Genomic DNA, 20,509 nt, shown 5'->3' on the forward strand with positions numbered 1-20,509 from the left:
AAGCAATTCTGGATAGGTTGAATCTCAAATAAGAAAGCCCGCCCTGATGTTGGAGGCGGGCTTTTTCTGGCTCTGGTCGCTCGCGGCGGCGCTATTCCGACTCGGCACTTTCCACATGCGTCAGCAATTTACGGGCCAGCCGCTCCAACTCTGCTCTCTCTTCCAGCGTCAGGGCCTCCAACACAGAGGCTTCATGCTGCACGTGCTGGGGGAGCAACGTATCGACCAGTTCCCGGCCCTGTCTGGTCAGGCGGATACGGGCGCTGCGGCGGTCAGTTTCGCTGCCCCGGCGTTCTACGAGTCCCTTTTCGATCAGGCGCGAAACCCGGTTGGTGATGCTCGCTCCGGTAATGGCGCTGAGGTTGCTGAGTTCGGTGGGTGTCAGGCCGGTATCGGGCGCACTGCGGCGCAGGGTCAAGAGCAGATCCCAGCCCGATGGATTGATGCCCGCTGGAGTATAGGTCTGCTCGACATGCCGCCCCAGTGCGCCCTGCAAGCGGGCCAGCAGCAAAAACAGCAGCATGGGACTGGGGTCTAGCTCCGGCGCTTCCCGGTGCCAGTCTGTACGAATCCGTTCCAGTAGATGATGGGTCTTGGGCGGGGTCATAGATTCCGGGCTGAGCTTAACATGCAGTTCCTGCTGGCCGATAAGAGCGGCGTTGTGTGGCCGTCCAGTCAGCCCGGATTCCCTTGACGCCGACCTGTGCGATGCTTACCATAGGTCCATTCAGATAGTTAGGCGTCTAAGTAAATCGGAGTTCTCCTCTGTTCTCTCCACTCTGCAAGCCGCGCCAGGAGGTTCTTTTGACCCGTTCACAACCAGTACGACCCCTGACCCTGCCCGAAATCAACGTCCTGGATGATCAGGCTTTTGCCGCCGCTTTTGCCGGGGTGCTGGAGCATTCACCGCAGTATGCCCAGTACGCCGCTGGACAGCGCCCCTTTGCTGATGCCGAGGCGGTGGCTGCTGCTTTTGCCGCTGCTGTTCAGCAGGATTCGCCCGCAGCTCAACTGTCCCTGATTCGTGCCCACCCGGACCTGGCAGGCAAGGCGGCGCTGGCAGGCGACCTGACTGCCGAAAGTGCGCGAGAGCAGGCTTCTGCTGGACTGGACCGCCTGACGCCCGCCGAATATGCCGAATTTCAGGAGCTGAACAGTGCGTACCACGAAAAATTTGGCCTGCCCTATGTGGTCTGCGTGCGCGAACATACCAAAGACAGCATTTTTGAAGGCGCACGCCGCCGCCTGAGCAATTCGCCCGAACAGGAACGCGCCGCCGCCCTGCACGAGATTGCCCGGATTGCCCGCCTGCGGGTTCTGGATCTGGTGCAGAGTGAGGATTTGATGCAAAGTCCGGCCTTGATACAGAATCCGGCTTCAGTACCAAGTGAGGAAAAGATGCCCGAAACAGTGCCTACCACAGTGCCCACGCCAGTGCCCACCAAGGTAAAAGTCAAGTTGGGAGCCAACAATTACGGCAAGGCCGATGTTCGTCTGTTTAAAGTTTTCCGGGATGCGCCTCGCCACGAGATCAAAGACGTGTGGGTGCGCGTGGCGATGGAGGGCGACTTCGACGCCGCGCACGTTTCGGGCGACAACACCGATTTGCTGGCAACCGATACCGTTCGCAACACCATTTACGGCCTCGCCGTAGACGGATTCACGGGCAGCGTGGAGGAATACGGCAAAACCCTGATCCGCCATTTTGTGGCGCAGGGGCCGAAAGTGGCGCGGGCCACGGCCTATTTTACTGAGCACCAGTGGCAGCGCCTGAGCGTGGACGGCCAGGAGCACGACCATTCCTTTGTGCGGCAGATGCCCAAACATACGGCGGTGGTGGAGGGCGACGGTCAGACCTTCACCGTGACCAGCGGCATAGACGAACTGTACGTGCTGAAAACCACCCAGAGCGGCTGGGAAGGCTACCTGCAAGAGCAGTTCACCACGCTGCCGGAAACCAATGACCGGATTCTTGCCACCGTGGTCACGGCCAAGTGGGAATACGCCGTGCCAGAGTGCGATTACGACGCCGTGTGGGGGCGCGTGTACCAGACCATTCTGGACACCTTCACCGACCACTATTCGCCCAGTGTGCAGAACACGCTGTACCGCATGGGCGAGGCCATTTTGACCCTCTGCCCCGAGATCAGCCGGGTGCATTTTTCGTTTCCCAACCGCCACCACATCCGCTACAACACCGAGCGGCACGGCATTCAGAACCCCAACACCGTCTTTCATGCCGATGCCGAACCCTACGGCCAGATCGAAGGCTGGGTCGAGCGGGCATGAACAGCGCAGGCGCGGGCCTCAGCACCCATGTGCTGGACACGGCGCGGGGGCGTCCGGCGGCGGGCATTTCTATTGTGCTACACGCGGTGGAGGAAGGTGGGCAGCGCCGGTTGCTGAATACCACCGTGACCAACGCCGATGGCCGCACCGACACGCCCCTGATCGAACGCGGCACCCTCACGCGGGGCACCTACGAACTGACCTTTCACGTCGCCGCCTATTTTGAAGACCTGACCGGAGTAGCGCAGCCCCCCTTTCTGGATGTGGTCACGCTGCGCTTCACGGTGGCCGATACCGCCGCGCATTACCACATTCCGCTGCTGGTCTCGCCGTGGTCTTACAGCACCTACCGGGGCAGTTGATCGGGAAATAGACGCACACAGAAAGGCTGGAGCCATCAAGCTTCAGCCTCTTTTTCTGCTGTTCCTCGGCCAGTGTCGCCTGAAGGAACAGGGGAGGGGCCAACCTGCTGTTAGACTCTTTTTGAAAAATATATTTTATCAGGTGAAATAGATCAGGTGAAAGAAGAGCGTTCCGAGATTCCCCCGGAGGTTGTCCCCTATGACCCATTCTGAAACTGCCCTGCCCACTGGTCTGACCCTCTCTGTGCCTGTTGCCCCCGATCAGGCGGGCGTGCTGACGCCGGAAGCGTTGGCGTTCGTGGCCGACCTGCACCGCAGATTCAACCCGCGCCGCCTGGAACTGTTGGCGGCCCGTGAGGCGCGGCAACTGCGGCTGGATGCGGGCGAGAAGCCGGATTTTCTGCCCGAGACGGCCCAGATTCGCGCCTCAGACTGGAAGGTCGTGCCGCCCAAAGCCGACCTGAATGACCGCCGGGTCGAAATCACTGGCCCGGTAGACCGCAAAATGATCATCAACGCGCTCAACAGCGGCGCGAAGGTCTTTATGGCCGACTTCGAGGATGCTTCCAGCCCCAGTTGGGCCAACATGGTGGCGGGCCAGCAGAATCTGGCCGATGCGGTGCGGCGCACCATCACGCTGGAGCAGGGCGGCAAAAGCTACCACCTGAACGAGCAAACCGCCACGCTGCTGGTGCGCCCACGCGGTTGGCACCTGCCCGAAAAGCATGTCAGCGTGGACGGCGAAATCATCAGCGGCAGCCTGTTCGACTTTGGGTTGTATTTTTTCCACAATGCCGCCGAACTGCTTTCACGCGGCAGCGGGCCGTATTTTTACCTTCCCAAAATGGAATTGCATCTGGAGGCCCGCCTCTGGAACGACATCTTCAACCACGCCGAAGACACCCTGAGCGTGCCGCGCAGCAGCATTCGGGCCACCTGCCTGATCGAAACCATTCTGGCGACCTTCGAGATGGACGAGATTCTGTACGAACTGCGCGAGCATTCAGCGGGCCTGAATTGCGGGCGCTGGGACTACATTTTCAGCATCATCAAGAAGTTCCGCGAAGACCCGTCCATGCTGCTTCCGGGCCGCGCACAGGTCACGATGGAAGCCCACATGATGCGGAGTTACAGCCGCCTTGCCATCCAGACCTGCCACAAACGCGGCGCACACGCCATCGGCGGTATGAGTGCCTTTATTCCGGTCAAGAACGACGAGGCGGCCAACGCCCGCGCCTTCGATCAGGTGCGGCGCGACAAGGAACGCGAGGCGGGCGACGGACACGACGGCACCTGGGTGGCCCATCCGGGCATGGTGGCCCTTGCCACCGAGGTTTTTGACCGCCTGATGCCCACACCCAACCAGATCGATTCGGGTAAGCAGGCCGATTTTGAGGTGACAGCCGCCGATTTGCTGCAGGTGCCGGAAGGCGAGATCAGCGAGGACGGTCTGCGCCTGAATATCAACGTGGCGCTGCAATACCTGCGGGCGTGGCTGCGTGGGGCGGGCGCGGTGCCGATTCACAACCTGATGGAAGACGCCGCCACTGCCGAAATTTCGCGGGCGCAGATCTGGCAATGGCTGCGGCACGGGGCCAACCTTTCGGGCGGAGGACAGGTCACGGAAGCCTTGGTCGAGCGCCTGCTGAATGAGGAACTGGACTCGCTGGGCCGCGAAGAACACGCGCAGGCCGCCGCCCTGTTTCATGAGGTCGCCACCGTGCGCCCGCTGGTGGATTTCCTGACCCTCAGCGGCTACCGGGAACTGGCCTGAGCGGAACGGTGACGGACACTGGTTCTGCCCGCCGTCCGGGGCGCACCCGCACGGGCGACACTGAACCCGTTCGCACGCTGGAACGCGGCCTGACTGTGCTGCGGGCGTTGGGGCAACACGGCCCCCTGACGCTGGGCGACGCGGCGCGGCACGCGGGCCTGAACGCCAGCACTGCCTACCGCCTGCTGCACACCTTGCAGGCGCAGGGATTCGCCCAGGAATCGGCGGGGCTGTGGCGGGTGGGCGTGCAGGCTTTTGCCACCGGACAGGCGTATCTGGGGGCAGGCGGCCTGATTCCGGCGGCGCGGGGTGAGATGCAGACCCTGGTGGCCGAACTGGGCGAAACGGTCAATCTGGCGGTGTTGCAAGCGCCTGACGTGGTGTACGTGCATCAGGAAGAGGGGCGCGGGCTGATGCGGATGTTTACCCAGATCGGTGCGCGGGTGCCGCTGCACTGCACGGGCGCGGGCAAGGCGCTGCTGGCCTGGCAACCCGAAGATGTGGTGCGCCGCGCCGTGGCCGAGATGCCCTTTACGCCCTTTACGCCGCGTACTCTTACCAGTGCCGCCGCCTACCTTGCCGAACTGGAAGGCGTGCGCCGCGACGGTTACGCGCTGGACAACGAGGAAAGAGAACTGGGCGTGCGCTGCGTGGCTGTTCCGGTATCAGACGGTGGGGGTCAAGTGATCGCCGCCCTGAGCCTGTCTGCCCCAGCCAGCCGCCTGCCCGATGCACGTGTGCCCGAGCTGGCCGCCCGCCTGCAACGCGCCAGCAACAGCATTGGTACGGCGCTGGGGGGGTAGAGAGGGCGCTCCTGCGGCATCCACCACATTTTTCCCACAACCCACCTCCCACAGCCCACGTCCTACACCCCTACTAAGTGAGAATTTTCTTAAAGTACACCTTAGACTCTGCCTGCTGCCCGCCGCCCATCAGGCACGCGTAAGATGGGAAGCCAATGCCAGACCATCCCCGTACCGTGCGGGCGGTGTGACCTTCTGGCCCCACGAAAGGAGCAAGTTGACATGGCCTATACCCTTCCCCCCCTGCCTTACGCTTACGACGCCCTGGAGCCTTACATCGATGGACGCACCATGGAAATCCATCACACCAAGCACCACCAGACCTATATCGACAATGCGAACAAGGCGCTGGAAGGCACCGAGTTTGCCGACCTGCCCGCCGAAGAACTGATCACCAAGCTGGATCAGGTGCCCGCCGACAAGAAGAACGTGCTGCGCAACAACGCGGGCGGCCATGCCAACCACAGCCTGTTCTGGACGGTTCTGGGCGGAGGCGGCAGCGGCCAGCCCACCCCCGAGGTCGCGCAGGCCATCAACGACGCCTTCGGTTCCTTCGACGCCTTCAAGGAAAAGTTTGAAGACGCCGCCAAGACCCGCTTCGGCAGTGGCTGGGCCTGGCTGGTCGTGCAAAGCGGCAAGCTGGCCGTCGTGTCTACCGCCAATCAGGACAGCCCCCTGATGGGTGAAGCCGTCGCAGGCGTCAGCGGCACGCCGATCTTGGGTGTGGACGTGTGGGAACACGCCTATTACCTGAACTACCAGAACAAGCGCCCCGATTACCTCAAGGCGTTCTGGAACGTCGTGAACTGGGACGAAGTGGCCCGCCGTTACGCCGCTGCCCAGTAAACCACTGCCGTAACAAAGCAACACAGAGAGCCGCTCCTTTCAGGGGAGCGGCTCTTTTGTGTGTTTGGCTCTACTGTGCAGAGAGTTGGAGCGAGCTTCGCGCCATCAGCAGCGGCCCAGACCTGCTGCTCTGCCGCACTTCTACGACCTTGCTTCCCGGATCTCTGAGCCAGTAGGTACGGCCACCCGCGTCACTGAGGTTCACGATGACCTGTACCCCTGCGGCGGGCTTCAGGCCCTGTGCTGGGCCGCTGGCGGTCACCTGTGTGCAGCGCTCTCGGGCGTCACAGGTGCGTGCAGTCTGCGGCGGTGCATTCCACACCCCGCCCGACGTGACCATATACACGCCGAGAACTTTCAGTTTGGGCAGTGGCTTTTGCGTGGTGTGCAACCGAACGCGCAGATTCAGGGTGCTCTGGGCCAGTTGCGGGGTGGCGTCCAGCTTGACGGTACGGCCCGACAGATTCAGGGCCGTGGGCGCACTCAGCAGGTCTCCTGCGCTGGGCACAGGAGGCGAGGCCAACCCACCGCACGCGACCAGCCCAGCGGCGGCACATAGCACCAGCAGCGCCCGCTTCATGACCCTACCTTAGCGGAATCCGCCCACAATTGCCGCGAATTTGCACACCAAAAAGCGTTCGGTGGGTGGCACGTGGTACAGGAACAGTGACCCTGAACACGCCCTGTCCACAAGACGCTGCCCCAGAGAAGGGTGCTTACCACCCGATGTCGGGAGCGGTCACCACTCTGTCGGCGGGCTGATCGGTAAACAGCGTGTAGGTAAAGGTATAGGTGCCCGGAATCACACGGGTCAGGACCAGGGTGTCGCCCTCCACGCGGGGATTTACGTTGGCGAGGCTCGGCCCCTGTACGGCCACTGGGCCGCGTACGGCAGGCGTGCCGCTTCCGGTGGGCAACGGATCACCGATTCGCACGTTTTCCAGCGTGCTGTCTACGGTCAGGACCAGCGTGACCGTATAGCCCGCCGCTCCGCCGGTGCTGCTGCCCGTACTGCTGCTCTGGGCGCTGGCCTCCACCGTTTTGGCGAGGCTGGCCCGTGCGCCGCCCTGCACGTTGCGGGTCACGTTCGCGCCGCCGGGATTGCGGACACGGGCCACGCCCGTCGTCCTCAGGTCAATCGGGTCAAGGATCGCCTCGGCGGTATCGCTGCGGCACACGCGCACGGGGGCTTTCAGGCGCAGGGGCTGTCCGGCGCTGAAATCTCCGGGCAATTCCAGCGGATAGTCACTCGTCCAGCCTGTGGGCAGGTTCAGTTTCAGGCGGGCGGGCAGGCGATAAGGGAAGTCGGTTTTGGCCGTGGCCGTCAGTTGGGTCACGTCGCAGGCGTTCAGGATATCGGGCGCGGTGACCAGCGTAACTTCCGCCTTGACGTTGTATTCGATGGTCACGCGGCCCGTGCTGCCGTCCACCACGCGTCCGGCCAGCGGCGGCGTCACGGTGCTGCCCGGAATGGCCGTGGGTTTGACCGGATAGTCGCCGGGGGCCAATGGCACGGTATTGGGCGTAGTCAGCGTGCGGCCCGCCACCTCGAAGGGAATCCCGTTGAGCGGAATGCGCTGGCTGCCGTAGATGGCGACGGCGTCTACCGCCAGTTGTCCCTCGGGTGGGCGGGCCACGAAGCGCAGTTTGTTGTAACCGGGCTGATAGCGGATTTCGGTCGGAGAGACCACGTTGCCCGTGCCTTCCAGAATGGTGGAACTGACAGGCACGTAACCGGGCGGCAACTGCGGGCGCACGGTGCTGTCTCCGATCTGCACGTAGCTCGCGCCGGGAATGGGGCGGCCCTGCGGATCGACCACGTCCACCAGAAGTTGGTTGGCGATTTTGATGTTTGCGGGCGGCGTGAATCCGCCTACCCGCGCCGTGATAGGCTGGTCGTTGAGGCGGAAGGAATAGCGGATGGCATTGGAATACTGCTTGGTGGTGGGCAGCACCCGGATAAACACCTGCCACTCTCCCACCTGATCCGCCGTCACATTAAACTTTTCGGTCACGGTTTTGCCGTTCTCGCTGCTGGTCATGTTCACGCGGCGGCCACCGGGCAGGATGACCCACGTTTCGGCTTCCTTGGCTCCGTCCACGTCATAGTTCAGAATGCCGACCGTCTTGCCGACCCAGTCGGGCGTGACGGTCAGGCGGGCGGCCAGCAGAGGCGTCTGCTCGGTGTCGCGGGCGTTGACGCTGAAGTCGCTGGTTTCCAGGGCGAACGGAGCCGCAGTTCGCAGAGCAAACGAGTTTTTGCCGTCGCCCCGGCTGGTCACTTTCAGGGTGTAGGTGCCTGCCGCGAGACCGCCCGCATAGAGGCTGTCCCACGTATGCTCGCGGTTCATGCCGTAACGCCGCTCAGTGACCAGTCCACCCGGCCCGCTGAGGCTGAACACGCCCTCGAACACGTCGGTTCGCTTGTACAGTTCATCGCCGAAATAGCCCGCGCCGCGCCGTCCGTCCACATAGTCGGCCAGATTGAAGGTGGGCGAATAGACTTCCAGCCCCAGCGGTTTGCCCGCATCCTGCGCCGACACCCGGATGATGTAGGTTTCCTGCGCCTGCGGCCACTTTTCACCCACCGATACGAGGGGCAGAATGCCGCCTGTTTGGGCCAAGGCGGGGCCGCCTGCCAGCACAGCAATCGAGAGGAAAACGGTAGCGAGCGCGGCGCGGCGCAGCGCTGGACGGTGCGAGGAGTCAGGCAAGGTATTCACTGCCGGAAATCATACAGCGGTCAGCAAGTCAACCGGACGGGGAGGCATGAGAACTGCGGGCGGGACTGACGCAATCGGTGCCGAAGCCGCTACCATAGGCGGGTGCTTGCGCGTGCTGTGGCCCACATTTCCGTCTCTGCCTTATCGGGCAACCTGAGCGCCCTAAGTGCGCGGGCGGGCGTGCCGCTGCTGCTGCCAGTCAAGGCCGATGCCTATGGGCACGGGCTGGAGTTGGTGGCGCGGGTGGCCGCCCAGCATCCTGGCGTGTGGGGCATGGCTGTAGCCTTGCCGCGAGAGGCCGCGCACCTGGCGGCCCTGAACACCGGGAAACCCATCCTTCTGCTCACGCCTCCCACGCCCGAAGAGGTGGGGCCGCTGGCCGATCTGGAGGTGCGCCTGCCCGTGGCTTCCTTGGCCGAGGCCGACGCCCTGCCTGCCCATGCCCGCGCCCACCTGAAGGTGGATACCGGCATGAACCGCCTTGGGGCGCGGCCCGAAGAAGCGGTGGCAATTGGGCAGCGCCTGGCTGAACGTGGCCTGCTGGAAGGCGCATACACCCACTTTGCCAGCGCCGACGAACCGGACCTGAGCTTTGCCCATACGCAGTTAGAGCGGTTCCGGGGTGTGTTGGCAGAGCTGCCGCCCCTGCTGGCTCATGCGTCCAACGGCGGCGGCATCCTGAGCCTGGGCCACCTGCCGGGCATGGGGCTGGCGCGGCCCGGACTGGCAAGCTACGGCTTTGCGCCCCCGCACCTGCGCCGGGTGGTGCCCCTGACCCCCGTGATGACCCTGCGTGCCCGCATTACCCACCTCCACACGGCCTACCCCGGCGAAAGCGTGAGCTACGGCGGGCTGTGGTACGCCCAGCAGGAAACACGCGTGGCAACCGTGGGCATGGGCTACGCCGACGGCTACCCGCGCAACGCGACCCTCAAGGCGTCGGTGGTGGTGGCGGGCCAGCGCCGCCCCACGCTGGGCCGCATCTGCATGGATCAGATGATGGTCGATGTGACCGGGCTTGAGGTCGAGGTCGGAGACTGGGTGCAACTCTGGGGGCCGGACGACCTCACCGTGACCGATGTAGCCGGATGGGGCGACACGATCGAATACGAGGTACTGACGGGCCTGGGGGCGCGGGTAGAGCGGGTCTGGGCAGAATAGATCACGGTCCCTGTCCGGCCTGGGCCGCCGCCACACTTTCAAATCCACCCACAAAGAGGGCCACCCGTAATTCGTGGATAAACTGCCTCAGCCAGCTTTCCACCGCGTCTGCGCTCTCCAGGGCAGGCTCCAGCAGGGGGCGGGCCACAGCGACGGCGCTTGCCCCCAGGCTCAGGGCGCGGGCAGCGTCCAGACCGGTACGGATGCCGCCCGAGGCAATCAGCGGCGTGTGAGGCACAGTGCGGCAGGCCTCCCGAATGGCCTGCGCGGTCGGAATGCCAAGTTCGCACAGGTCGGGTGTGATGACCCGCCCATGATGCACGAGCTGTTCTACCCGTGCCCAGCTTGTGCCGCCCGCGCCCGCCACGTCAAAGGCGGCGAAGCCTGCGTCTGCCACCGCCCGCAGTGTGCCTGCGTCCAGCCCGTGTCCCACTTCTTTCAGCACCACCGGAAAATCCAGTTCCGGCACGAGTTTGCTCAACCTGGCTGCCATGCCTGCCCAGCCCGTGTCGCCGCCCGCCTGCAGCGCTTCCTGAAGAGGATTGACGTGAATCGCCAGTGCATCGGCCCCCACCGCCTGCACAGCGCGGGCAGCCTCGGCGGGGCCATACGCGCCTCTGGTCGGAGTGGGCAAAAACTGCGCGGCTCCCAGATTGCCGATCAGGAGAATATCGGGAGCCACGCCGCGCACCTGAAAACTGGCCGCCGCCGCCGGATTTTCCAGCATCACCCGCTGTGATCCCAGCATCATGCCCACGCCGAGGCGTTGCGCCGCCACCGCCAGATTCCGGTTGATGCGTGCGGCCCGCTGTGCCCCACCTGTCATCGCGCCGATCAATACAGGGGCCGTGAGGCGGCGGCCCAGCAGCGTGGTCTGCAACTGCACGTCGTCCAGATTCAGTTCCGGCAGAGCGCGGTAAGGCCACGCCACCTGTTCCAGACCAGTGGTCACGCCTGCATATTGGCTTTCCGGCTGCAAACAGGCCTCGATATGACGCAGTTTGCGCTCCTGAATCCCTGCCGATTCTGCCTGCTCTCTGTTGTCGCCGACGCCGTTGCTCACGGCCCCAGCCTACCCTCCTGTGCCGCTCGGGGAGGTGGGATTGCCTGCTGTCCATCAAGGTTGAATCAAGGGCCGGTGTACACGGGGTGTTGACAGTTCGCAAAACCCGCGCTACTATTCCTAAGCGCCGGAAGAAACACCGTCCGGCACGGTGAAAAGAAACCAAAGCACAGTCTGTGTGTGAGGTGGAATGACACCAAGGTTGACGCAGGGTAGAGCAGTCCGGTAGCTCGTCGGGCTCATAACCCGGAGGTCGCAGGTTCAAATCCTGTCCCTGCAACCAAAGCAGTAAGAACGAACACTCCCCACCGAAAGGTGGGGGTTTTCGTATGGTGTCGTCTGAGCTGTTCGCCGCCTGAGACTTTAGGCCTTCGTCCGTGCACCCAGCCTTCAGGTCATGTCAGCTCATCAGCTTTTACCCTTCAGCGCATCTGATCGCGTACTGCCGCCAACATTTCTTCAAATTCATCCTGAAAGTCGTCTTCCAGTTGCTCATCACGGATCAGCTCGTCCTGAAGCGTGGTGCTCTGCTCGCGGGTCCAGCGCACACGGGCATTGCGGGCAGTGCTCACATTGCCCTTGCCTGCAATAAACCGTGCCGCGTGCCGAACCGCCTCGCGGGGGTCTTCGGTGGGCGCGATCACGCTGAGGTTCCGCAGGCCACTGCGGTCATTGACCAGCGAACAGACCACTTCTACGCGCTGGCCTTTGCGGGCCAGAAAGACCTGATCCACGCGCCACATACTCGTGGCCCGAATCGGTTCCGGTACGGCGCGGGTACCAGCACGGCCATTGGAGCGGCGGCGGGCCATGCTAGGCGGTCTCGCCGGGCCGTAAGGGAGAGGTGGTGACAGAAGTGGCACCCGCCGGAGCCGCAACCGGGCCGATAGTCGGGGAGGCAGGCGGCCACTGGCGCACCTGTTCCAGCCCCAGCAGCACGCGGCCCACGCCCTCGGCCAGGGCTTCGAGTTCCAGTTCTCCCGGCACCACGATCACAGGCGCGATCCAGGCCACACGGCGCTCTATCCGGTCAACAAGGCCGTCCCAGCGGGCAATGCCGCCTGTGAGGGCGATGGCATGGGGGCGGCCCGGCAGCGCGGCGCACTGTTCGCCAATCGCCTTGCATGCCTGCTGTACGAAGGCGGCGGTCGCGGCCTGCACCGCTGGATCGCTCAGCTCACGGGCCTCCAAATCCTTCAGGTTGGCACTCCCGGTCAGGGCGCGGAATCCACCTTCTCCAGCCAGAAGGCGCAGGGTCGCGGCCTCCCCGTGTTTGCGGACCAGTTTCAGCAGGGCACGGGGAGGCAGAGGCCCGCCCTGCATGGCTCCCATTGGGCCACCATCGGGGCCAGTGCCGGTCGTGTCGATGGCGCGGCCCCCGTCGAAGGCCGTGACGCTGGTGGTCGCGCCCAGATGGGCCACCACGACCCTCGCGTCGCCCAGCCGTTTCCCGACCTCATGTGCGGCGCGGCGGGCCACCACGCGGGCATTCAGGGTATGAAAGCGCGTGGCCCGCATCACGCCCTGCACGCCGGTTGCGCGGGCTTCGGGCAGCAGCTCATCCACGCTCTGGGGGTCGACGATATAGGCCGGAACACCCCATGCCTCGGCCAGGGCCAGCGCCAGTGGGCCACCAAAATTGGCTGGCTCCGAGGCCCCCTCGCCTTGCAACGCATAGTCGGCCAACTCTGGCGTGACGCGGTAGGTTCCGGCAGGCACACGCCCAATCAGGCCCCCACGCCCCACCACGGCGTCCGGTGCGGGCCAATCGGCGGTCAGGGTGCGAATCTGAGTTTTCAGGTCGGCCAGTTGTTCGGTGCTGGGCGGCCCAGTCAGCGGCAATTCGGCCCGCTCCAGTGTGACCCGGAGCTGCCCCGGCAGGGCAGGATTTAAGCTAGGTTCGACCCTTGCACACGCCAATTTCACGCTGCTAGACCCCGGATTGATCACGTGCGCGATCATAAACGCCACAGCGTAGCATCCCCGCCGCCTGTTTGTGCTGTTCTTTGTTGCTGAGATCAGGCCCTTGTGCGGCAACCGACCCAAACACAATGCTGGAATGGTGTTCGATCTGGCCTGCGCAGCCGCCCACAGACCCAAGACCCACGCTCACCCACCGTCCCGGTCATCTGGGCTGCCTGCCAGATACAGGGCGGGGGCCAGAACTGGTGTCGTTCTGGCCCCCGCCCGGCTTGACCGGTTTGGAATTCAGTTAGGTTCGATCAGTCCGAAGTGTCCGTCGTGGCGGCGGTAGACCACGTTGCAGCTCCCAGAGGTCATGTTGTTGAACACATAGAAATCATGTCCGAGGGCTTCCATCTGCGCCACTGCGTCCTCGGCGCTCATGGGGCGCATATCGAACTTCTTCTGGCGAACGATTTCGGGTCTGAATTCGCTGACATCGTCCAGTCCTGCGGCCACATCCGCTTCGGCCAGGCCGGGTTCGGGGGCAGGGATGGCGTCGGTGCGGTGCTTCAGAAAGCGGGTCTTGAATTTGCGAAGCTGGCGCTCCAGTACGTCGCTGGCCTTGTCGATGGCAGCATACATATCGGCGTGGTGCTCTTCGGCCCGAATGATTCCATGCGGCACGTTCAGCTGCACTTCAACCCGGTTGCGCCGTCCTGAATCCCGTACTTCCCTGACCGTCAATGTCACGCGTGCGTCTGTAATCTGGTCGCTGTAGCGATCCAGTCGCGTGAGTTTTTCTTCGACGTAATCGCGCATGGCATCGGTTACTTCGACGTTTCGGCCAGACAGCTTGTAGATGTGCACGGCTTTCACTCTCCTGTGTCCCGGCAGGGGCGGTAGGTCTTACGGTCTTGCCGGGAGTTCACTCTATGCGCCCGGTCAGCCCCTTGTCAGGCGAACAAGTCACAGCGCAAACTCATCTACCGCAGTATCTTAATGAGCGGAGAACTTGCCCTTTCTGGCCCTGATTCCGGTTGCGCCGGAAAGTCCTAGAGGTGTGCTGTTCGGCTGCAACTCGCCCAGACGGTGGCTCAAATCAGGGGCTGGTGGAGACCCGATTTTCTCTCCAGTCCCGAAGATGAAGAATCAAGCAACAGCTCTGAAGCTCCGCTGCCGCCTTCGCTCCAGCTTTCCGCTGTTTTACTTCACCAGATCAATCTGGCTGCCGTCTGCGGTCTGGTAGCGCACCACGCCCACAGTAGGCACGAAATAGGTCAGCTGGATGCTCTGCCTGCCCCCGCTGGTCAGCACCGTGCGAATCACAAGGGTGTTGTAGGAGGTCTTGCCGATCCGCAGTGGCTCAACCCCCGTCACCCTGCTGGACGATTTCAGTGCGCCGCTGGCACTGCTCCACGTTTGCCCCGGGGTCAGCGGGCCAGGGGGATACACATTCAGGGGCGGCGTGTACCAGTTTACGCGCCCGCCTGCATTGACGCCGCGCAGCCAGACGCTGCCGTCGGCGCGGTATTCCAGCAGATCCTGGGTATACACGGTGCTGCCGTATTGGTGCGTCACCGGAATCACGCGCACGCCCTTGTAGACGGCGGGTGTGCCGATCTCCTGCGTTTCGCCGCTGGAGTAGCTCCAGCGCAGGCCTGTTTTTTGGGGATAATAACTGCTGGGCGTGGCTGCACCCGCAGCAGGGGCACAGGCCAACAGCAGCGAACTCAGACAGGCGGCAACACGCATCCGGCCCAAGCTACGCCATCCAGCCTCACACGGGTCTGACTGTGAGGTGGTGGGGTATGGAGTGTGGGCAGCACAGAAGGCGTGCTGGACGATCAAACTGGGTTTTAGATGAATCTGGAGACTCTGAGGACGCTGCCCTTCTGCTCTTTCAAGCCCTCCCCACACCCCGCCACCTACACTTCATTCCCCTCATTCCTGATCGCGTCCCAGTTCGATGCTGCGGCGGGTAGCAGCGATCACGGCTTTCATCAGGCCGCCGCGCACGCCCGCTTCCTCCAAGGCTTCCAGTCCGGCAATAGTCGTTCCGCCGGGGCTGGCGACCTCATCTTTGAGCAGACCCGGATGGGCACGCTGCTGCAAGAGTTCCCCGCTGGCGACCAGCAGTTTGGCGGCCAGTTCGTTTGCCAGTGGGCGCGGCAGACCCATCCGTACGCCGCCATCTGCGAGGGCTTCGGCCACCACAGCGGCGTAGGCGGGGCCGCTGGCGCTCATGCCCGTAAAGGCGTTGAAGAGGTGTTCGGGCAGGTCGTACACGTCGCCCACTGCGCCGAAGAGAGTCATGGCAAACGCCAGGTCCCCAGCATCTTGGGCTTCACGCGGCCCCGTGATGGCGGTCTGGCTGCGGCCAATGGTGGCGGCCAGATTAGGCATCACGCGCACGACCCGTTTGGTGCCCAGTCGCCGGACCAGCGTTGCCGTACTGACGCCCGCCATCGTGCTGATGTAGCCGGTGTTCTCCTGGGCCAGCCATTCGGTCACTTCCGGGAAGACGCGGGGTTGCAGGCTGACCAGCACGCGCCCGGCCTGGGCCAGGTCAGCCCGCTTGATGATGCGTGCGCCGGTGCGCGAGGCGATGTCTTGTATGCGGGCCGTATTGACGTCCAGGAGGCCAATATCGGATGGGTCTATGACGCGCTGGGCAGTCACACCTTCTAACAGGGCGAGGCCGAGTTTGCCGACGCCGACGATGGCAAGCTTCATGGGGCGCAGTATACGGACGCCCTGAACAGAAAGGGGCGGGCCTGTGCAGCCCACAGCAACCGCGTGGAGTGGTGGGAACGCTCTGGCACTGATGGCAACGGCTGACAGATGGTCGGTGCCGGGCAAGAAATTTGAGCGAGAAAATCGTGCCAGCCACAATATCCAGCCCCTGAAATATTCAGCCCCTGAAATATCCAGCCTCTGCGATCTCCAGTCTCCGGGCAACCGCGGAACAGGGCCGAGCAATGCGGGTCATCTGTTGATACAGAGCTGGGGCGCAGACACTCTGAGCGGCATGTTGACCGGGCCAGAGCCAGAGCGCTCGACCACTCCCAATCTGTCGTGAAACGGAAATATGGAACCTGTGTTGTTACAGACTTCTACAAATTCCCATACTTGACTTCTTCCCGCCGACAGAACGCTGTACTTACAGGCTTGTTTCCGCTAAACCTGCACGGGCGCTGGCTTCTTCTGCGCCCCGGAGCAAGCCTTCAAACTGCTCCAGAATGTCAGGATCCAGGTGCGTGCCTGCCATGCGGCGCATCTCGAACAGGGCGTCGTTCTGTGTCCACGATTTTTTGTAGGGGCGCTCGCTGGTCAGGGCGTCGTAGACGTCTACCACTGCAAACAGCCTCGCCAGCATAGGGATTTCGTGTCGTGCCAGACCGTCGGGGTAGCCGCGTCCGTCCCAGCGTTCGTGGTGGTGGCGTACCACGCTCAGTACCTCCGGCGGCACGAATTCCTGTTCTCTCAACATCAGTTCGCCGATGGTCACGTGCTGGTGCATCAGTTCGCGTTCACGCGCCGTCAGGGGGCCGGTTTTGAGCAGCACGGCATCTGGAATGGCAATCTTGCCGAGGTCGTGCAGGTAGGCACCCCAGCGCAGATGGGTCAGTTGGCTGAAATCCAGATCCAGATGCAGGCCCAGCTTGAGGGCCAGTTCGGTCACGCGGTCGGTATGGCCTTTGGTTTCGTAGCTGCGGTATTCCAGTACCTTGCCCAGCACCCGGAAGGCCTGTTCGCGGGTGTGCGCCAGGGTACGCAGGGCCACATACCGTTCAGCGGCGCTGCCCACCCGCTGTGCAAGCAGGGCCAACAGACCGGGCGTTTCAGGTGCTGGGGTGGCCCCTTCCCGTGTATCCAGCAGTGCCAGAACGCCTGTGGTGCGCCCTGAAGACTGGATAGGCGTCAGCAGGGCGCTGGTGAGGGGCATCGGCAACATGGGATGTGGGGCGCTCAGCAGCAGTTGTTCGCCGCCGCTGGCAACGCTCCGCAGCATGCTCTGGGGGACGGTCAGCTGCTCCTGGCCCACCTGCACGATCGAGGTCAGGTCTGCCGCGCCGCCTTCCGTGCTGCGCGTGGTCTGTACCGTCAGGTAGGTACCCGACTGCGCTCCCGTGCGGCCCGTGAGGTGGGTCAGCCCGCGTTCGGCCAGCGTATACGGAATATCGGTTTCGCCGAGGCTTCTCAGCAGACTCAGGGCCGTCAGATGTCCATCTGACCCGGAATCGGGCAGGCCGCCCAACAGACTCTGCAGGTGTGCGGGATGCTGCGCCGCCTCCAACAGGGTCGCCCACGCGTCTGTGTTGGGGTGGGCGGGCCAGTAGGGACACTGGAAGACCCACGCGCCGACCAGAGGCCCCGCCGCCCGGAGCGGGACGACCAGGGTGAGCTGCCGCGCTGCCCAGCGTCCGAAGGTCAGCACGAACGGTGTGGGATCGTGACCAGCCGCCAACCGCTGCACCAGCGAACTTCGCAGCAGACGGTCCAGCTTGGCCTGACTGACGTTGCCCAACTGCACCGGGCAAAACGCCTCAATAGCCTGGGACGGGTGGGGCACCGCAGCCGGTTCCGGGCGCTGCACCGCAATCAGCGCCGCCCCTCTGGCTCCCACCAGGCGCATGGCCGAATGCAGCGGGGCGTCGGGGGTGGCGTCGTGGGTGGCCAGAGCCAACAGATCGCGGCTGAGGACACTGCCGAGGTGCGCGGCCCGTTCTCGCCGTTCCGCCCGGCATTGAGCGCGGGTCTGCGCAGCCAGGAGCGTCAGTATCTGTAGGGCTGCCTGGCGCTCTTCCGGTGAGTCAGGTGCCTCTGTTGCAGTAGTAAGAATTTTTCTCAGCAGCAGCGCCCCTACTGGAGTGCCGTTGGGGGCGTAGATCAGCTCGGCGTGGCGGCGAATTCTGGACAGGCCTGGTGGAGTTCTGTCAGCTACGTTCTGTGCCGTGTGCAGCCTGACTCCGTCGCTGAGGTAAATCTGCGCGGCGTAACCCTGCGCCTCCCAGTAGGCCGCCACTGCGGCCAGCGCACCGGGCAGGGGCAGGGTCAGCCAACCGAGCATGGGAGCAGGAACGGCCACGGCAGAAGACACCGAAACTTCAGGCGGATGTTCAGACTGTTGCGGAGTGCGGGTAGAGGGCCAGCGCAGCACCAGAGACACGGACTGGTTGCCAGTCTGGACGGGATCGTGACGCCCTGAAGCCTCGGTGATCCCTGGCCCAGATTCGACCGACTCTCCCAGAACTGGCTGGCTGAAACACAGATCGGCAGTGGCCGTGCGGCGGTGCTGACCCGGCCACCTCACCCCTGCCGGAGCCTCGCCCGAAAGCCGGACATGGCCGGTCAGACGGGCCACCGTCAGGTGTCGTTCGCGGATACAGGGCAGCCAGGCCAGCGCCGCACGCAACAGGCCTGGGGCCGCCGATTCCACAGACAGGTGTCCATCAGCATGGAGGCAGAGTCGGGCCTCTCCGGGTGCGGCCTGCAAGTTTGGACGGGTTTGATTGTGCTGAGCGCTGCCAGCAGTTGCCACAACGACAGATGTTCCGCCTGGCGCATGCAATGTATTGCGGCTCTCGTTCAAACAGCCCCCCAAAAGATCACTTCCACCCTGAGACCCCAGGTGTTCAGCAGTCTCACTGAGTGTAAGGCCAAACTCTCAATATCAAAAGGGTTAAGGAGATTGCCCCCTGGGGGTCTTGTGTTGGTCGACATGGAGTGTTAAGCAACTTGACATCAAAATATATGGCAAACAATGCTGTTAGACATGGCCTCTCCTGGTCTGGGTCATACAGATCAGCGCCTCTTCCCTTAAAAGGTCAGCGGGTTTTAGTTTTACGACGGGGCATTCTGGGCATCTGCTCAAAAACCATGCACATATAAACCAATTGTTGGTTATATGTGACCGCTCAGGAGTGACAGGTGCAGCCAACAGGTGCAGCCGATTGCCAGGAAAAGGGCGGCACAGGCCCAGGGCACAGGCCAGCCGCTACACTCTGGCTTATGTTGGTGTACCACCTGCCCGGAACCTTTGAAACCCGCGAAGCTCACCTTGACCTGCTGTGGGAGGCAGGAGCCACTGGCCTGGAAGAACGTGCCGGGCTGATTCGGGCCTATTTCGATGCCCCAGCCGAGATGCATCCCGATATTGCCGATGGTGAGTGGCAGGAGGAAGCCGAGCAGGACTGGCAGGCCGAATTTCGCCGTACCCTGCGCCCAGTGAAGGCGGGCCGCCTGACCATCGTGCCGCCGTGGCTGACGCATGAAGTGGAGGCCGGACAGTTGCCTCTGATCATCGAACCTGGCATGGCCTTTGGCACGGGCCACCACGCCACCACGCGTATGGCCGTGGAAGCCCTCTCTGGGCTGGAATTGTCGGGAATGCGGGTGCTGGACGTGGGTACAGGCAGCGGCGTACTCGCTATCGCTGCCGCGTTGCTGGGCGCAGAACATGCGTTGGGCGTGGACATCGATCCCATCACCATTCCGATTGCCCGCGAAAATGCCGAAATTAACAGTGTGCCCGCAGGACGCAGCCGCTTCGAAGAAGGTTCGCTGGGGCTGGACGATTCTGCCTGGCAGGATGGCAACAGCCCAGATGAGCCGTTCGATGTGCTGGTCGCCAACCTCTATGCCGAACTGCATGACCTTCTGGCCGGAGAATACGCCGCGCACCTGCGGGCAGGCGGGCCGCTGATCCTGACCGGAATCCTGACCGGCAAGCTGCCCCTGGTGCGCGAGGCGTTGGAGCGGGAAGGCTTTGAGGGCGTGCAGGTGCGCGAAGACGGCGAATGGGTGCTGGTCACGGCCCGCGCCCCCGCTGCCGGATGAGCGTGCGGATCAAGGTCGATGCCCTCACGCCCACCATTGAGCTTGGTCTGCGTGAGGCGCGGCATTTGCAGGTTTTGCGTCTTGGTCCGGGTGCGGTATTGCGCGTTTTTGATGGGCAGGGGCAGGAGGCTGAAGCCACCCTGACCGAACTCAGCGAGCTGGGCGCGGTGCTGGCTCTGGGCGCAGGAGTACAGGCCACCGCCGAAACGCCGCAGCCCGTGACGCTGGCTATCGCGCTTCTCAAAGGCGACAAGCTCAGCGATGTGACCCGTGCGGCCACTGAACTGGGTGTGGCCCGAATTCAACTCCTGCTGACCCGCCATGCCGACGTCCGCGAAATCGGCACGCAAAAGCTGCTGCGCCTGCGCCGTGTGGCCGAAGAAGCCAGCAAACAATCTCGCCGTGCCGTGACCCCAGAACTGCTGGAGCCGATTTCTATCGCTGATCTGAGTTGGTCGGGGACGCTGTTCCTGGCCCATCCCGGCAGCCGTGCCCTCATCACCGATCACCTGAATTGGAACGCGCCTATCACGGTGCTGACCGGCCCAGAAGGTGGGTTTTCCGATGCCGAAGTGGCGCAGTTGCAGGAGCGCGGGGCCGTCGCTGTGACGCTTGGCCCCCGGATTCTGCGGGCGGAAACTGCGCCGATCGCGCTGCTGGGAGCGATTGTGGCGACGGGCGTCTAGGGCCGTAGAAGGGCAATCTTCAGGTCATTCAGGAATGGGGCCAGAGCTGGAGCCTCT

Annotated in this window: 18 protein-coding genes and 1 tRNA gene; 9 read left to right on the plus strand and 10 right to left on the minus strand. The window is 63.5% G+C overall.

What is annotated here, in order from left to right:
* Positions 1-91 precede the first annotated feature (91 nt).
* Positions 92-607 (minus strand): MarR family winged helix-turn-helix transcriptional regulator, encoded by a 516-nt coding sequence (locus F561_RS0114200; protein WP_019010630.1) that lies wholly within the window; start codon positions 605-607, stop codon positions 92-94.
* A 197-nt stretch (positions 608-804) separates the two neighbouring features.
* On the opposite strand from F561_RS0114200, the gene pucL reads away from it, so the two are divergent.
* The 5 genes from pucL to sodA all read left to right on the plus strand — a co-directional run bounded on the left by pucL (position 805) and on the right by sodA (position 6,074).
* Positions 805-2,289, plus strand: a complete 1,485-nt coding sequence (gene pucL / locus F561_RS0114205; protein WP_019010631.1) for a factor-independent urate hydroxylase — start codon at positions 805-807, stop codon at positions 2,287-2,289.
* Entirely contained in the window at positions 2,286-2,651 is a 366-nt protein-coding gene (uraH, locus tag F561_RS0114210; protein WP_019010632.1) for a hydroxyisourate hydrolase, read from the plus strand. The genes pucL and uraH overlap by 4 nt, the downstream gene beginning before the upstream one ends.
* Positions 2,652-2,850: 199 nt before the next feature.
* Positions 2,851-4,425, plus strand: a complete 1,575-nt coding sequence (gene aceB, locus F561_RS0114215; protein ID WP_019010633.1) for a malate synthase A — start codon at positions 2,851-2,853, stop codon at positions 4,423-4,425.
* Positions 4,426-4,433: 8 nt separating this feature from the next.
* Positions 4,434-5,228: an IclR family transcriptional regulator gene (locus F561_RS0114220; RefSeq protein ID WP_019010634.1), complete on the plus strand. Its 795-nt coding sequence runs from the start codon at positions 4,434-4,436 to the stop codon at positions 5,226-5,228.
* A gap of 222 nt (positions 5,229-5,450) precedes the next feature.
* The gene (sodA, locus tag F561_RS0114225; RefSeq protein WP_019010635.1) at positions 5,451-6,074 is read left to right on the plus strand and encodes a superoxide dismutase [Mn]; all 624 of its coding nucleotides are present in this window, start codon (positions 5,451-5,453) and stop codon (positions 6,072-6,074) included.
* 70 nt (positions 6,075-6,144) lie between these two features.
* Here sodA and F561_RS0114230 read toward each other — a convergent pair whose 3' ends face one another.
* Together F561_RS0114230 and F561_RS0114235 are read right to left on the minus strand one after the other, a co-directional pair.
* Positions 6,145-6,654: a hypothetical protein gene (locus F561_RS0114230; protein WP_019010636.1), complete on the minus strand. Its 510-nt coding sequence runs from the start codon at positions 6,652-6,654 to the stop codon at positions 6,145-6,147.
* A 136-nt stretch (positions 6,655-6,790) separates the two neighbouring features.
* On the minus strand, positions 6,791-8,797 hold the full coding sequence (locus F561_RS0114235) for a hypothetical protein (RefSeq protein ID WP_019010637.1): 2,007 nt from the start codon (positions 8,795-8,797) through the stop codon (positions 6,791-6,793).
* A 102-nt stretch (positions 8,798-8,899) separates the two neighbouring features.
* On the opposite strand from F561_RS0114235, the gene alr reads away from it, so the two are divergent.
* Positions 8,900-9,958, plus strand: coding sequence for an alanine racemase (gene alr / locus F561_RS0114240; protein ID WP_019010638.1), 1,059 nt, complete (start codon positions 8,900-8,902; stop codon positions 9,956-9,958).
* A gap of 1 nt (position 9,959) precedes the next feature.
* Here the strand turns inward: alr and fni are convergent, their stop codons facing one another.
* Positions 9,960-11,021 carry a type 2 isopentenyl-diphosphate Delta-isomerase gene (fni, locus tag F561_RS0114245; RefSeq protein ID WP_019010639.1) on the minus strand — a complete coding sequence of 354 codons (1,062 nt, stop codon included), beginning with the start codon at positions 11,019-11,021 and terminating at the stop codon, positions 9,960-9,962.
* 206 nt (positions 11,022-11,227) lie between these two features.
* Between fni and F561_RS0114250 the strand changes: the two genes are divergently transcribed.
* Positions 11,228-11,304 (plus strand) — tRNA-Met (locus F561_RS0114250).
* A gap of 139 nt (positions 11,305-11,443) precedes the next feature.
* Here F561_RS0114250 and F561_RS0114255 read toward each other — a convergent pair.
* From F561_RS0114255 to F561_RS30030, 6 genes are all read right to left on the minus strand, one after another.
* A complete protein-coding gene (locus F561_RS0114255; RefSeq protein ID WP_019010640.1) occupies positions 11,444-11,833 on the minus strand; it encodes a hypothetical protein in 390 nt (129 codons plus the stop codon).
* A 1-nt stretch (position 11,834) separates the two neighbouring features.
* Positions 11,835-12,983, minus strand: a complete 1,149-nt coding sequence (locus F561_RS0114260) for a butyrate kinase (protein WP_019010641.1) — start codon at positions 12,981-12,983, stop codon at positions 11,835-11,837.
* Between the two features lie 246 nt (positions 12,984-13,229).
* A complete protein-coding gene (hpf, locus tag F561_RS0114265) occupies positions 13,230-13,793 on the minus strand; it encodes a ribosome hibernation-promoting factor, HPF/YfiA family (RefSeq protein ID WP_026298921.1) in 564 nt (187 codons plus the stop codon).
* Between the two features lie 336 nt (positions 13,794-14,129).
* Positions 14,130-14,678, minus strand: coding sequence for a hypothetical protein (locus F561_RS0114270; protein WP_019010643.1), 549 nt, complete (start codon positions 14,676-14,678; stop codon positions 14,130-14,132).
* A 189-nt stretch (positions 14,679-14,867) separates the two neighbouring features.
* Positions 14,868-15,659: a pyrroline-5-carboxylate reductase gene (gene proC / locus F561_RS0114275; RefSeq protein WP_019010644.1), complete on the minus strand. Its 792-nt coding sequence runs from the start codon at positions 15,657-15,659 to the stop codon at positions 14,868-14,870.
* A gap of 427 nt (positions 15,660-16,086) precedes the next feature.
* The gene (locus F561_RS30030) at positions 16,087-18,468 is read right to left on the minus strand and encodes an HD-GYP domain-containing protein (RefSeq protein WP_157451881.1); all 2,382 of its coding nucleotides are present in this window, start codon (positions 18,466-18,468) and stop codon (positions 16,087-16,089) included.
* A 470-nt stretch (positions 18,469-18,938) separates the two neighbouring features.
* Here F561_RS30030 and F561_RS0114290 point away from each other — a divergent pair, with 470 nt between their 5' ends.
* Both F561_RS0114290 and F561_RS0114295 read left to right on the plus strand, forming a co-directional pair.
* On the plus strand, positions 18,939-19,766 hold the full coding sequence (locus tag F561_RS0114290) for a 50S ribosomal protein L11 methyltransferase (RefSeq protein WP_019010647.1): 828 nt from the start codon (positions 18,939-18,941) through the stop codon (positions 19,764-19,766).
* Entirely contained in the window at positions 19,727-20,452 is a 726-nt protein-coding gene (locus F561_RS0114295) for a 16S rRNA (uracil(1498)-N(3))-methyltransferase (protein ID WP_157451882.1), read from the plus strand. Before F561_RS0114290 ends, F561_RS0114295 begins: the two co-directional genes overlap by 40 nt.
* The last annotated feature ends 57 nt before the right edge of the window (positions 20,453-20,509 follow it).

Origin of the sequence: Deinococcus aquatilis DSM 23025 (genome assembly GCF_000378445.1) — a bacterium.
In the GTDB taxonomy this organism is placed as follows: domain Bacteria; phylum Deinococcota; class Deinococci; order Deinococcales; family Deinococcaceae; genus Deinococcus; species Deinococcus aquatilis.